The organism is Paraburkholderia sp. Cpub6, assembly GCF_014201065.1.
In the GTDB taxonomy this organism is placed as follows: Bacteria; Pseudomonadota; Gammaproteobacteria; order Burkholderiales; family Burkholderiaceae; genus Paraburkholderia; species Paraburkholderia tuberum.
The window spans coordinates 89,364-102,333 of sequence record NZ_JACHDM010000010.1; the positions used below are offsets into that span (position 1 = coordinate 89,364).

Consider the following 12,970-nt stretch of genomic DNA (forward strand, 5'->3'; position numbering starts at 1 on the left):
CGGGACGGCATGATCAGGCGGCCAGCGCTTGAGGAGCCGGTGTGCTATCAATCACCGGGATTCCGTCTTTGAAGGGAACACCCTTCAGAAGCTGATCAATTTTCTCGGCACCGCGAATCTTCCTCCAGCTCTGCTCGGCCGCTTCAATCAGCTTGAACGCCATCGCGAGGAAGGTCGAGCGCGACAGACAGTTGCGCGTGCGGCTCGTGCGATGGCGTACCGTCGCAAACGTCGATTCGATTGGATTCGTGGTCCGCACATGCTGCCAGTGCTCCGCAGGGACGTCGTAGAACGCGAGCAGTGCGTCTCGATCCTTCGTGAGCTTCTCGACAGCCTTCGGGTACTTCGCCGCGTACACGTCGACGAACTGATTGAACGCAACAATCGCATCGGCACGCGTCGCGGCATTCCAGATCTCTGCGAGCGCCACCTTGGCCTTGCCGTGCTGCGACTTGGGCATCGCGTTGAGGATATTTCCAACCTTATGGAACCAGCAGCGCTGATGTCGCGTCTGCGGGAACACCTCGTCGAGTGCCGCCCATAGTCCCATTGCGCCGTCACCAACCGCGAGCAGTGGCGGCGCCTGCAGGCCGCGCGCTTTCAGATCAAGCAGCAGTTCAATCCACGATTGTTTCGACTCGCGGTAACCGTCGCTGAGCGCAACGCGCTCCTTCTCGCCGTCCGGCTTCACGCCGATGATCACCAGCAGGCATTGACCGTCGGAATCCTCCGTTCGCGCCTGCGTGTGGATGCCATCGGCCCACCAGTAGACCCAGCGTGAGCTCGACAGGTCCCGCTTGTTCCATTGCTCAAACTCGTCTGCCCATGCGGCCTTCAGGCGGCTCACAACGCTCGCTGACAGCCCTTTGGCCTGTTCGCCCAGTAGCTCCGACAGGGCGTCGCCCATGTCGCCCGTCGACACACCGCGCAGGTATAGCCACGGCAGCGACGACGACACGCGCGGCGACTTGCGCACGTAGGGCGGCACGACCGATGAATTGAACTTGATGCCCGAGCCCGAGCGGTCGCGCACCTTCGGCACCCTGACCGGTACTGGGCCCACCGCCGTGACGATTTCGCGCTCTGGCAGGTAGCCGTTGCGCACGACCGCGCGCCGGCCATCCATCGTCTTCACATTCGAATATTGCTCAAGCATCGCCGCCAGTTCCGCCTCGATTGCCTGCTGGATGATCCGCCGCGCCCCTTGCTGGATCAGATCGTCCAGGCCGGGGGCGCCCTCAATTTGCGTTTCTGCTGTTTGACTGTTGCTCGTTCCCTGCGTATGTTTCGCCATGGTGGTGGAGTTCGATTGAGGAAGTGTTACCGTGGAAAGCAACATTCTCCTTCAATCGCCACCGCCTTCTCCTGCCTCCTCCCTACGCCGCGTACACCACTTTCAACGATAGCTCCGTGTCCGGCTCGCTATCGTTACCACATCCACCTTCCTGTCATGATGATATAAAAAACCGTTGACAGCAAATCCAGGCCGAGCTGCTCGGCAGGACTGGACCATCGAATTCGAAGGCTTGTGTAGTCGCGAGTCGATATCTCTTGTATCGGTAGGCATAACCTCCTCGAGGAGTCGAGCGATACCTGGATGTGCGATGTCATGCGCGTCCGGCAAGGTGGTTTACTTGATTGCCGGAAAGTCGACGTCGGTATCGTTGATGCGATTGAAGGTATTGGTGAAGATACCGAGCGCGATGGTCAGCGAGATCTCCGCCAATTGAGTGTCGGTGTAGCCGGCCGCACGGATAGCATTAAACTCATCGTCGCTGATCGTGCCGCTCGTGGCGTGCAGATGAGATACGAAACGCACCAGGGCATCACGTTTGGCGTCACCCGTGGGCTGCCCCGTGCGAATGGCGCGCAACGCATCGACCGGCAGACCCACGAGTTTGCCCACGAAGCTGTGCGCAGCTACACAAACGTCGCAACCGGTCTTCTCGCTGATTAGTAATTTGATGACTTCGTGCTCTTGCCGGCTCAGGTTGCCCGAGTTCAACGTGCCTTGGGTGTCGAGCACTGCAGCCAGGGACGCTGGCACAAGATAGCCCAAGGTCGCGTAGGTGTTCGGGATACGACCACCGGAAATCTTTCTGACCCGCGCATAGATATCGGCGGTGGCGCCGGTGGCGGACATGACGTCGGGAATTACGATACGGCTCATGGTGGGAACCCTTTATCAGGTAGTCAGGACTCAGGAAAACGGATGAAGAATCAGCTCGAGGCCCAGGCCCACGAGGAAAAGGAGAAAGCAGAGGCGGAAGGTTTTCGGGCTGATCTTCTGCCGCACTATCGAGCCCAGCCACATCCCGACGAGTGCCGGAAGGACCGCCAGCAGCGACAGGCCGAGCTGGTCAAGCCGGAACGCTCCATGGAAGAAGAGCCCTCCCGCGAGAGCCAGCGTGGAGACGGTGAACGAAAGGCCAAGAGCCTGAACAAGTTCATTTTTATGTAGACCTAGTGACTGAACGTAAGGCACGGCAGGAAGAGTGAAGACACCGGTGGCGCCAGTCAACAACCCGGTGATAATACCGATGACGGGCGATAGCCAGGGCTCGCGCCGTTGAGGGATCGAGAGCGTCGGCACGAACAACGCATAGGCCGCATAGGCGATCAGGGCAAGTCCCAGCGCACGTCCCGACCAGATGGGATTGACGACTACCAGCAGACCCGCTCCAAGAAGCGTACCGATCACGATGCAGAGCATCATTGCCCACAGCCGCCGCATGAGGCGGAGCAGGTCTGGCCCATCCAGCATCTGCCAAACGTTGGTCACGAACGACGGAATGATCAAGATCGCCGCCGCTGTAAGCGGTGACATGGTCGCCGCGAGCACGCCCATGGCGACTGTGGGCAAGCCCATTCCGGTAACGCCTTTCACAACACCGGCTCCCATAAACGTGGCAAGGAGCAGAGAGATCAATTCGATATTCAGAGTATTCATGCCGCTATTACGCCTGTAACCGGGAACTGGCACAATGCGGTTTTTCCGATGCACCCTTCGGATTGTCCGAAGGCAGCCTACCAAGGTGACTGCATGAAATTCGATCTCGCGGATCTGCGTCTGTTCCTCTCCGTGGTCGACGCCGGCAGCATTACAGCCGGGGCCAAACAAGCAAACCTCGCATTGGCGTCGGCAAGCGAGCGTGTCAGTAATATCGAGTCGGACGCTGGCGTTGTTCTGCTTGAAAGAAGCCGCAGGGGGGTAGTGGCGACTGAAGCAGGAGAGGCGCTTGCGCACCATGCGCGTTTGATTCTCCGACAACACAGTCTGTTGCAGGGGGAGCTACGCGACTTTGGTGCCGGCGCACGAGGTACGTTGCTGCTGTACGCAAATACGGCAGCGCTGACTGGCCTCTTGCCGGAGAGGCTTGCCCCATGGCTTGCGCAGCGTCCGCGTCTGAACCTCGATCTGAGAGAGCGTACGAGTGCCGAGATCGTGAAGATGATCGGTGCAGGATTGGCCGAAGCGGGTGTGGTATCAGACGCAGTCAACCCAACAGACCTCACAATTCAGCCTGTCGCTAGTGACCATCTCGTCCTGATTGTTCCTGTGACGCACAGACTCGCGGAGTCGAAGGAAGTTTGCTTTGCTGACGTTACGGGTGAGCAGTTTGTTGGCCTGGAGGCCGGGAGCGCGCTTCAGGATTGCATCGACGAAGCGGCCGCCGATCTACGCAAAACGTTAGCACTCCGTATCCGCATGAAAAACTTCGAGGGCTCGTGCCAGATGGTGTCGCAGGGAGTTGGGGTGGCGATTATTCCATTAACGGCCGCAAGGCGCTTCCGACGTAGATACCCATTCAAATCTCTCGCAATTGGAGATAATTGGGCACGCAGACAGCTCTGTCTGTGCTTTCAGCAATGGCACACGCTGTCGGTGCCGATGCAAAGCCTGCTGGCGCATCTCGGCGGCGGAGCGCAGACCCTGTAGCCGCGCGGCCGGCTGCGGGTGACTGTCATCTGAATTTCCTGGTCGGCAACGCCTAGCTGGCCGTTGAACTTCGATCCCGTGTAAACGGGGTTCCGGGGCCACGCGTTATGGATATTGTGTTCATGATCTTGGGCAGTGAATTCGATGCGCGGAATGGATGAGATGCAGGAAACCCTCTTCACGACGGTCAAGCTTGAGGACTTCGTTCCAGCTGACCATCCCTTGCGCCCCATCCGGTTGCTGGTCAATCAGGCGCTGAAGCGACTCAGCGGACTGTTCAGCGTCATCTATGCGGACAGTGGTCGGGCCTCGATTGCACCGGAGAAGCTGGTGCGTGCGCTGCTGTTGCAGGTGTTCTACTCGGTGCGCAGCGAGCGCATGCTGATGGAGCAGATGCAGTACAACCTGCTGTTTCGCTGGTTCGTCGGACTGGCCATCGAGGACAGGGTGTGGAACCACTCCGTCTTCTCGAAGAACCGCGACCGGCTGCTCGAACACGAAGTCGTGGAATCGTTCTCTACTGAAGTCATGGCTGTGGCGGACAAGCAGGGCCTGCTGTCCCGGGAGCATTTCTCGGTGGGCGGCACGCTGATCCAGGCATGGGCGAGTTACAAGAGTTTTCGCCGCAAGGACGGATCGGACGATCCGCCGCCAGGTGGCGGGCGCAACGCTGAGGCCGACTGGAAGAGCGAGCGGCGCAGCAATGAGACGCATGAGTCGAGCACTGATGCGAATTCGCGCCTGTACAAGAAGAGCAAGCAGAGTCCGGCCATCCTCTGTTACCAGGGGCATATCCTGATGGAGAACCGCTCGGAGCTGGTGGTCGGCGCTGTTGTCAGCCATGCAGATGGCTTCGCCGAGCGGGCCAATGCGCTGCGACTGCTCGACTGCGTACCGGGTACTCACGCGAAAACAGTCGGTGCCGACAAGGCGTACGACACGCATGACTTCGTGAGCGATTGCCGGGCGCGTAACGTGACCCCGCATGTCGCACGCAATGATGCCCGCGTGGGCGGTAGCGCCATCGATGAGCGTACATCGCGTCACGCGGGATATCGGATGAGCCAGGTGATCCGCAAAGCGTATCGAGGAACATTTCGGCTGGGGCAAGACGGTTGGCCGGATCCGGCAGACGGTGTATCGAGGCATCAAGCGGGTCGACCAGCACTTCAAGCTGACGATGGTCGCGAGCAACCTCACGCGCATGGCACGAATAATGGACGAGGGGCTCACGGGAGCGGAGCAATGAGCCGCCGGGGCGCGTGGCCTGAAGAGCGTGGCATTGCCGCGCAGGCGAATTACCTGCCCGAACGGCCCGGCGAAGGATAGCGGAGGCGAGCATCTGGACATGTTGTGCGGGCGATTTTTTATCGGACCGCCCCATGATCGGCTGATTCGCGGTTATCTACCCACGACCCTAATGGTACGTGCCATGGACGGTCTGTTGAAGCGGGCATCGGGTCTGCTTCGAACCACCCGGCTAGTCTTGTCAGCATGATGCGCATAAGTCGCGCTGGCGACATACCAGGAGCATCGCCTTCCACCCGGCAAAATTTCGCGCCCGAAGGCTAAAATTGATCGCTAAAAATATCAAAAAAAAACTTTTCGAAGTCGAGAGTTTACACCGATATATTCGATATTTCTCGGCGGCAAAACTGTTCGTCCCACTGATTGAATCGGCGGCAGACCGCGGATCTTCGTACGTCGACCGAGCCATTTCCGTCCTCGACCATACCGGTTACTCGCATCGTGCTTAGCATTCCGACCGAAAAACTGCTTCGCGGAACAATTAACCGACTGACGCTACGGTCGCGCTGGAACCGCTCGTATTACTTTCGCCGTCGTCGATCTCTTCGCGCCGAACGTTGCGGACTCTGTTTGGCACCCGATCGTGTTCCGCGATGAACTCGCGCAGTTGCGGATAGATGATGTTGCGCCAGCGGCGGCCCGAGAAAATACCGTAGTGCCCGCATTTCTCGACGGTGAAGTGACGACGGTTGTTTTCCGAAACTCCCGTGCACAGTTCGTGCGCGGCGCGCGTCTGGCCGCTGCCGGAAATGTCGTCGAGTTCGCCTTCGATCGTGAAGAGCGCCGTCTTCTTGATGTCCTGCGGGCGCACCGGCTCGCCGTCCACTTCCCAAGTGCCTTCAGGGAGGCTGAATTCCTGGAACACGACGCGGATGGTCTGCAGATAGTACTCGGCGTCCATGTCAAGCACGGCGTTGTATTCGTCGTAGAAGCGGCGGTGCGCTTCCGCGCCTTCTTCGTCGCCGCGCAACAGCCTTTGATAGAAGTCCCAGTGCGAGGCGGCGTGGCGTTCCGGATTCATCGCCACGAAGCCCGTGTGCTGCAGAAAGCCCGGATACACCTTGCGGCCGAAGCCCGGATAGTTCGGCGGCACGTTGTAGATGACGTTGTTCTCGAACCATTCTATCGAATGCTGCGTGGCCAGCGAGTTGACGGCCGTCGGGCTCTTACGCGCGTCGATCGGGCCGCCCATCATCGTCATCGTGCGCGGCGTGTCTTCACCGCGGCTCGCCATCAGCGAGATGGCGGCGAGCACGGGTACCGTCGGCTGGCATACCGAGATCACGTGCAGATTCTTCGCGCCGATGTGGTGGATGAATTCCTGGATGTACGCGATGTAATCGTCCAGATCGAACGGGCCGTCCTCGATTGGTATCATGCGCGCGTCGATCCAGTCCGTGATGTACACCTTGTGGTCCTGCAACAGCGTGCGCACGGTGTCGCGCAGCAGCGTCGAATGGTGGCCCGACAGCGGCGCGCACACCAGCACGACTGGCTCCTCCTTCAGTTGCGTGAGGGCTTCGCTGTCGTCCGAGTAGCGCTTGAAGCGCAGCAGGCGGCAGAACGGCTTTTCGATGATCGTCTGCTCGACGATGGGAATGTTGCGCCCGTCCTTGACGATCTGGTGCAGATTGAACTCGGGCTTCTCGTAATCCTTGCCGAGACGGTACAGCAGCTCGTAGTCAGCCGACAGACGCGTGGCGCCCGGCACATAGGCGAGCGGACTGGCCGGGTTCGCAAACGATTTCGAGGCGGCCTGAGCCCAAGCGGTGAGCGGGCTCAGAAGTGCTCGCTGGAATACATGGAATTGATAGAGCATGTTTTCCTATGGGTTAATTGACTAAAAGGGGAAGACTCCCTCGTCGTGCAGTATTCGGACGGTTGAACTAGGCGCATGCGACGCCGAACCCGAGGTCTCGCAAGCCGCGATTCTTTATGTCCGCGACGGATGGGGTTGGAATCGTCGCTCCTGGAAGATCTTGTCGTTCGGGTTACCAGCCCGCGTTGTTCAATAAACCAATCCAGCACGACTGACGGAATGGAACGCGCCATAACGGAGGATTGCAATCGCCTCAGCGTCTGACTGCGAAGCGGCCTGTGCGTAGGCAACTGACCATCGGCCGCAGACATCGCGATAACGGATCAAATAGGTGTACATGGCAATCTCCGGTGGCATCACGATCAACGGGGCCTTAGCGGTCAACCGGACGATGGGCGGCCGAGGATTCTGGTCAGCGTTCTTCTTATGTACCGCGTACAAGACAGCGGTCGCTATAGCTGACATTGGATCGTCTCGACGCAGTTGGACCGATCTCTTGCAATAACGGTAGTCGAACGGCCAACAAAAACCAATTGTACGAACGGTCACTGCAGTACCCTGTGGGCATAACACGCACACACTTTTGGATACTTCGAAGGCGTCTAGGCGCGAGTTTGAGTTCTTGCAACGATCTAGTGGGGGAGCCGTCGCAGTAAGGCCTGGCAGCATACGCAGGTATGAGACAGCGATTCCTAAGGTTGATAAATGGCGCGGCGACGAGATACCATGAGTGCCTCACACTTGCCCTGAGACGAGAACGCACGCGTGGGCCGTATTTTTTTTGCAACTGCCTTTGACTTCGCGCCCGCTGCGACGTCCTAGGAGGTTGACCTACTGTCTACCGCAGAAGGCGCAAAAGGCGCATGCTGTGAATGGCCATCGCATGAGGCAGTGCGGGGCCAATTGCAGTCATCGACGGTCGGCTGCTTCCATGACACGCAGCGAGATAAGATGCGAAAAATAGCCGTAGATGGGCTTATCCGATACTTAATTCTTGTCAGTCCTATGCGCATCTTGCCAGCTGTGGCAAGTTGGTCCGACGTTGATATCGGCTTAGACGCCACGGAGACTTTGTGGCGATCAAACGTACGGACAACGTTGGCATCGTCTTGGCCGACATCGATACGGCTATTGAGTTCTTCAGTGAACTTGGTCGTGAGATCGAAGGACGCGCTCCGACCGAAGGTGATTGGGCAGATGATGTCACGGGATTGCCCACCGCCTGTGTATTTTCAGGCGGTAGTGGCTTGAGACGCCATTTCTAAAGGCCGTAGACCTCCACCACTTGCCCAATCCGGCATTCACTGATCCAAAGGTGACTTTTCGCGCGAACCGCCAGAAAATGCACAGAATGTACGAATAGCCATACATAGAAGCTTAATGACCAAAATAAACCGACTTCATACCGTCATTTGGGTCAGTACGAACTGAGGAACGAACCGCATGTCCCACCGACTGGATGGAATGACCTAGCGCACGAAGAGGATGATGTGAACCCGACGCCGATGTCCCATCAGCAATGCCACCCTCGGATGCGGCGGAGTTTTGCACGAGCGAATCGGACTTCGAACTCGCTCGGGTCTCGGTCGTAGCGTTGCTGCCGTACGTTTCCCTAGCGTCAACTACTGCCAGACTGGATGCAAGAGTCTCGGCGCTTTGACCACGTTGTGACGCGGGAGCGCCATCGGCCGGGCGATAGAATGGTGCAGGGCCATAGCCACTGGCGAAGACAGGTGCCGCGAAAGAAAACGACGCTGCAAACAATATCGAAGCAATGGTTTTGTTACGCATGTGTGACTCCGTAATACGGTTGGGGTTGAAAGCGGTCACTTGACCTATGCCGGCATCAATTGTGATGCTCAGGAAACCATATCGATGATTGGAATAGCGATATGGCTTATGGTGCGACATGTTCATCAAATAGTTTGCAGCCTCACTTTATACATGTTCATCAAGTTGTTTGCAGCCTCACTTTATGCCTGCCGCGCGCTGTTTTCGAGACTGTCGTTGCTCAATTGAATGCGCAAAAGGATCAATATAGCGAGGCAATTCGCCATCAGTCGCACCGAGGGATTGCGCGACACGAGCCGTTTCTGAGAGATTCAGGTGCTTTCGGTACCGACGAGCCAGTCGTGGATCCCTTGCCTGACCGAAAGGGAACGACAACGAGATGCAGTCACGCCCCGGTTCGGGACGGGTGCTGGGTGCGCGTGCAGGCGCAAGTCGCGGAACGGACGACTGCAAACAACGCAGTGCATGCGGACGCAATCCCGAACGTCCACGTGGCGCTCGGTGTCAGCCTGGAAACGTTGGACGGGCGGGCAGTAATGCGTGGGCGGAACAACGTCGGCAGTGAGATCGGCGCACGTGGAACTAAACGCTCCGCCTTTCGGGCAGGCGTGTGCTGCAAACTTCAACCTCTCCGGCGGTCGCATTTGCGACGACGAGACTTATGGCGTCGAGGTTATCCCTATGGAAACAGGGTATGAACGTCTTGGGAATTCAGGTCACCTAGAATAGCTACTATGGTCGTATGGCGGGGGTGCGAAACTGTCGGACGAAAAACATGACGTGTCCGGTTTTCAATTTCTGGGCCAGCGGCGCTGTATCGGCGCGACGGGGGCTCGTACCCCGACATGAATGAACGTGCCGTAAAGGACGGGTTGTCGAAACCGTATCGCTGCAGCTCGCAGCGTCGTCGATCACATTGTCGGATACGATGGCCTGCGAGCACTGTCGATCGGGAGAGAGGAGGTGAGATGAGTTGGGGTTCGCATTCGACTTCGACCCGCAGCCCTCACGAACACGAGGAGCCGGTGGTCTATGTGGTCGACGACGATGAGTCGATGCGTCTTGCGCTTGGTAACTTGTTGCGATCAGTCGGGCTACGTGTGGAGGCCTTTGAATCGTCACGGGACTTTCTCGCATTCCCGAAGTACGACGCGCCTAGTTGCCTGATTCTTGATGTCAGGCTGCGTGGCGAAAGTGGTCTCGCCTTCCAGGAACATATTGCGAAGAGCGAGGTGCACATGCCGATCGTATTCATGACCGGGCATGGAGACATTCCGATGACAGTCCAGGCGATGAAAGCGGGTGCAGTCGATTTTCTCGCGAAGCCGTTTCGCGACCAAGACATGCTGGATGCCGTCGCCAATGCGTTGGAGATCGATACTGAGCGGCTTAACGCCGAGCAATCGATCGCCGCGCTCCGTGTTGCGTATGACTCGCTGACACTGCGAGAACGAGAAGTTATGTCTTTCGTCGTGGCCGGCCTGATGAACAAACAGATTGCCGCCGAAATGAATCTCAGTGTAATCACTGTGAAGATTCATCGTGGGCACGTCATGAAAAAGATGGGGGCCCGCTCCGTTGCGGATCTCGTCAGAAAATGGGAATCACTGGGCGTCAAGGCCCGGTCGCTGAAATCGTCTTGAGAGCGGCGAGATCGGGAGTGCCATTCCGACCCCCTGTCGACAGCCTATGGCACGTCCAGCGCAACGCTGAGCCAATGCGCGATGGCGTCGGGATCAATCGGCTTCTCAAGTACAGCCAGCGCGCCTTTTGTCAAGGCATTAGCTTTCAGCTCGGCCGACGGGAATGCCGTAATGAAGATGGTCGGCGGGGCATACCCGAGCGCAATGATGCGGTCGTGCATCTCCACTCCTGACATGCCGGGCATCATGACGTCGGAGATGAGGCATGACGTCGAGGCGAGCTGGCCTGATAGCAGGAATTCCTCCGCCGATGCGAACAGGCGGGTATGTCTGCCGAACGAGCGCACAAGATTCCCCGTCGCGAGGCGGGCCGCCTCATCGTCGTCAACAATCGAAACTACCTGAGCAGAACACAAGATTAGCCTCGATCTACAGGAAAGGGAGCCCACGCAGCAAGAAAGCCACTACATGTATCCGTCCGCATCTACGACACCCAGCGTAATTGTCACATCAGCGGCCGGAAATAATACACAGGTATTAGTGCTCAGCATTTGCATCGCTCAATCCAGTTTATCTTGTTTCTAGCTGGCCACCGCATGCAGGTCCACTGATGCTGCGAACACATACCTAGGTATGCGTCGCGGCGTCCGTCCCATCCGACCGTATGAGTAGATCATTACATATCCGGACCAGAACGCATGCATGCGTCTCTCGCGCGCCAGCGAGTGTTTGCCATCCTCATGCTACGGAGCCAGTTCCACGATAACGTGCTGACGGATGGGGGGCCCCGCATGAAAGCCCCCCATTCCCATACGCCAGGACGACCCGCCTCGGCGAACGTCCGAATCAGACTTCGCCGGATATACCTAGGTATCGACGTTCGACGCCTATGTAGGTGCAATACGACCCTTCCGTACAATGGTCTTTGGACGTCCGAGCGCATACTCTTGTGTCATGCCGTGCAATCGCGCGTGCGTTCGCAACGCAGCGTGATGTGACGGCTGGTTTCGAGGGGTACGCTATGTCCGATGTACTGCACAACTGGATCGTAGTGGGCGCAAATGCATATGACGAGTAGACATTCGTACCGGGGCTCAACCGAAAAGTTGATCGTCGAACGTGGAGCTGAAGCGCATTTGCTTGCTATAGCTGCTGTAACGTGAACCCTAAATGGTTCAATCATAGACGTGCCGATAGCCGGAGCAGTCAATGGCACTTGGTAAATCCGCAATGTGGCTTTGACGTCGGATCGTTAGACGTCTTGAGGCCCGGTCTATCAGTTTTCAGGAGGAACTATGCGGAGCATCTTGTTCGTGCCGACGCGAGGGAAGTAGGCTTAGTTAGAGCAAGGATCAAGAATATATCGGTGAGCATGTCTTCGCGCCTGCAGCGCGCCCTCGAGATTGAAATGAACACTCCCGTGAAGGACGGGTTTCAGCGGAACGATATTATTCCAATGTGCAGTATCTCGGACTGCATTGTCAGGTGCGGCGTCCAGCGCATCATCAGTCGGAAGGAGGAGGTGAGATGAATCCGGGTTCACATTTGACTTCGGTCCGAGGCATACAACATTACAAGGAGTCAGTCGTCTACGTGGTCGACGACGAGGAGTCGATGCGCTTCGCGCTACGTAATTTGTTCCGGTCGGTCGCGCTACGTGTAGAGACGTTCGAATCGTCCGTGGATTTCCTCGACTTCCCAAAGTACGCCGCGCCCAGTTGTTTGATTCTTGATGTTCGATTGCGCGGCGAAAATGGCCTTGCCTTACAGGAGCATGTTGCTAGGAGCGGTTTGCGCATGCCAATCGTGTTCATGACCGGTCATGGTGACATCCCGATGACCGTGCAGGCGATGAAAGCGGGGGCAGTCGATTTTTTTTCAAAGCCATTCCGCGACCAGGAGATGCTGGATGTCGTCTCCAATGCGTTGGCGCGCGACGGCGAACGCCTTGCCGCGGAACAATCGGTTGCGGCGCTGCGCGTCGCTTACGACTCCCTCACACCGCGCGAACGGGAGGTTATGGGGTTCGTCGTGGCGGGGCTAATGAACAAGCAGATTGCCTCCAAGGTAAATCTCTGTGAAATCACCGTGAAGAAGCATCGGTCTCAGCTGATGCGAAAGATGGGGGCGCGAACCCTCGCGGATCTCGTCAGAAAATCGGTATCGCTGGGCGTTAATGCCCAGTCGTAAAACTTGTCCCGGAGCGGCGAGGTCGAGAGCCCGTTCCTGCTCTTGTCGATGCTTTGCCTCCCCGGGGCGGTGCGCCCGGCAGCCGTGATGACCGACGAGCGATGGCGTCGGGACGGACCGACCTGTCTCGTCGTTGGGAATGGCGTAGTGAAGATGGTCGCGACATACTGTCTCAGTGATGCGCCGCGGCGTCGGGCGGCTGTCAGTGTAGTCAGGACGTCGGTCCCTGCATGTTACTCGGAGTACTATCTATTGCGCAGCGTTCACTGAAGTGTATGC

Annotated in this window: 11 protein-coding genes and 2 pseudogenes; 6 read left to right on the forward strand and 7 right to left on the reverse strand. The window is 57.8% G+C overall.

Going from position 1 to position 12,970, the window contains the following annotated elements; all coding sequences use genetic code 11:
- Positions 1–13 precede the first annotated feature (13 nt).
- The 3 genes from HDG33_RS18670 to HDG33_RS18680 all read right to left on the reverse strand — a co-directional run bounded on the left by HDG33_RS18670 (position 14) and on the right by HDG33_RS18680 (position 2,950).
- Positions 14–1,294 (reverse strand): IS256 family transposase, encoded by a 1,281-nt coding sequence (locus tag HDG33_RS18670; RefSeq protein WP_409259036.1) that lies wholly within the window; start codon positions 1,292–1,294, stop codon positions 14–16.
- 336 nt (positions 1,295–1,630) lie between these two features.
- Positions 1,631–2,170: a carboxymuconolactone decarboxylase family protein gene (locus HDG33_RS18675; protein ID WP_184032059.1), complete on the reverse strand. Its 540-nt coding sequence runs from the start codon at positions 2,168–2,170 to the stop codon at positions 1,631–1,633.
- Between the two features lie 30 nt (positions 2,171–2,200).
- Positions 2,201–2,950 (reverse strand): sulfite exporter TauE/SafE family protein, encoded by a 750-nt coding sequence (locus HDG33_RS18680; protein ID WP_184032062.1) that lies wholly within the window; start codon positions 2,948–2,950, stop codon positions 2,201–2,203.
- Positions 2,951–3,043: 93 nt separating this feature from the next.
- Between HDG33_RS18680 and HDG33_RS18685 the strand changes: the two genes are divergently transcribed.
- From HDG33_RS18685 to HDG33_RS37435, 3 genes and pseudogenes are all read left to right on the forward strand, one after another.
- Positions 3,044–3,940, forward strand: coding sequence for a LysR family transcriptional regulator (locus tag HDG33_RS18685; protein WP_184032063.1), 897 nt, complete (start codon positions 3,044–3,046; stop codon positions 3,938–3,940).
- 144 nt (positions 3,941–4,084) lie between these two features.
- Positions 4,085–5,189: pseudogene (locus HDG33_RS18690) on the forward strand (IS5 family transposase).
- A gap of 75 nt (positions 5,190–5,264) precedes the next feature.
- Positions 5,265–5,470 (forward strand): annotated as a pseudogene (locus HDG33_RS37435) (AraC family transcriptional regulator); the annotation flags it as partial.
- 259 nt (positions 5,471–5,729) lie between these two features.
- Here the strand turns inward: HDG33_RS37435 and HDG33_RS18695 are convergent.
- Together HDG33_RS18695 and HDG33_RS18700 are read right to left on the reverse strand one after the other, a co-directional pair.
- The gene (locus tag HDG33_RS18695) at positions 5,730–7,067 is read right to left on the reverse strand and encodes a polyhydroxyalkanoate depolymerase (protein ID WP_184032064.1); all 1,338 of its coding nucleotides are present in this window, start codon (positions 7,065–7,067) and stop codon (positions 5,730–5,732) included.
- Positions 7,068–7,256: 189 nt separating this feature from the next.
- Complete coding sequence (locus tag HDG33_RS18700) at positions 7,257–7,406, reverse strand: hypothetical protein (RefSeq protein WP_184032171.1); 150 nt, start codon at positions 7,404–7,406, stop codon at positions 7,257–7,259.
- 734 nt (positions 7,407–8,140) lie between these two features.
- Between HDG33_RS18700 and HDG33_RS37440 the strand changes: the two genes are divergently transcribed.
- Positions 8,141–8,332, forward strand: a complete 192-nt coding sequence (locus tag HDG33_RS37440) for a hypothetical protein (RefSeq protein ID WP_260330489.1) — start codon at positions 8,141–8,143, stop codon at positions 8,330–8,332.
- Positions 8,333–8,444: 112 nt separating this feature from the next.
- On the opposite strand, the gene HDG33_RS18710 is transcribed toward HDG33_RS37440, so the two are convergent.
- Positions 8,445–8,984 carry a hypothetical protein gene (locus tag HDG33_RS18710; protein WP_184032065.1) on the reverse strand — a complete coding sequence of 180 codons (540 nt, stop codon included), beginning with the start codon at positions 8,982–8,984 and terminating at the stop codon, positions 8,445–8,447.
- 842 nt (positions 8,985–9,826) lie between these two features.
- On the opposite strand from HDG33_RS18710, the gene HDG33_RS18715 reads away from it, so the two are divergent.
- Complete coding sequence (locus HDG33_RS18715) at positions 9,827–10,501, forward strand: response regulator transcription factor (RefSeq protein ID WP_184032066.1); 675 nt, start codon at positions 9,827–9,829, stop codon at positions 10,499–10,501.
- Between the two features lie 44 nt (positions 10,502–10,545).
- On the opposite strand, the gene HDG33_RS18720 is transcribed toward HDG33_RS18715, so the two are convergent.
- The gene (locus tag HDG33_RS18720) at positions 10,546–10,917 is read right to left on the reverse strand and encodes a response regulator transcription factor (RefSeq protein WP_184032067.1); all 372 of its coding nucleotides are present in this window, start codon (positions 10,915–10,917) and stop codon (positions 10,546–10,548) included.
- A 1,111-nt stretch (positions 10,918–12,028) separates the two neighbouring features.
- Between HDG33_RS18720 and HDG33_RS18725 the strand changes: the two genes are divergently transcribed.
- Complete coding sequence (locus tag HDG33_RS18725) at positions 12,029–12,691, forward strand: response regulator transcription factor (protein ID WP_184032068.1); 663 nt, start codon at positions 12,029–12,031, stop codon at positions 12,689–12,691.
- Positions 12,692–12,970 lie beyond the last annotated feature (279 nt).

What these genes read in the sequence shown, in the direction of transcription:
- HDG33_RS18670 (WP_409259036.1), bottom strand. Translation starts at nt 1,294, where the DNA reads ATGGCGAAACATACGCAGGGAACGAGCAACAGTCAAACAGCAGAAACG.
- HDG33_RS18675 (WP_184032059.1), bottom strand. Translation starts at nt 2,170, where the DNA reads ATGAGCCGTATCGTAATTCCCGACGTCATGTCCGCCACCGGCGCCACC.
- HDG33_RS18680 (WP_184032062.1), bottom strand. Translation starts at nt 2,950, where the DNA reads ATGAATACTCTGAATATCGAATTGATCTCTCTGCTCCTTGCCACGTTT.
- HDG33_RS18685 (WP_184032063.1), top strand. Translation starts at nt 3,044, where the DNA reads ATGAAATTCGATCTCGCGGATCTGCGTCTGTTCCTCTCCGTGGTCGAC.
- HDG33_RS18695 (WP_184032064.1), bottom strand. Translation starts at nt 7,067, where the DNA reads ATGCTCTATCAATTCCATGTATTCCAGCGAGCACTTCTGAGCCCGCTC.
- HDG33_RS18700 (WP_184032171.1), bottom strand. Translation starts at nt 7,406, where the DNA reads ATGTACACCTATTTGATCCGTTATCGCGATGTCTGCGGCCGATGGTCA.
- HDG33_RS18710 (WP_184032065.1), bottom strand. Translation starts at nt 8,984, where the DNA reads ATGAACATGTCGCACCATAAGCCATATCGCTATTCCAATCATCGATAT.
- HDG33_RS18715 (WP_184032066.1), top strand. Translation starts at nt 9,827, where the DNA reads ATGAGTTGGGGTTCGCATTCGACTTCGACCCGCAGCCCTCACGAACAC.
- HDG33_RS18725 (WP_184032068.1), top strand. Translation starts at nt 12,029, where the DNA reads ATGAATCCGGGTTCACATTTGACTTCGGTCCGAGGCATACAACATTAC.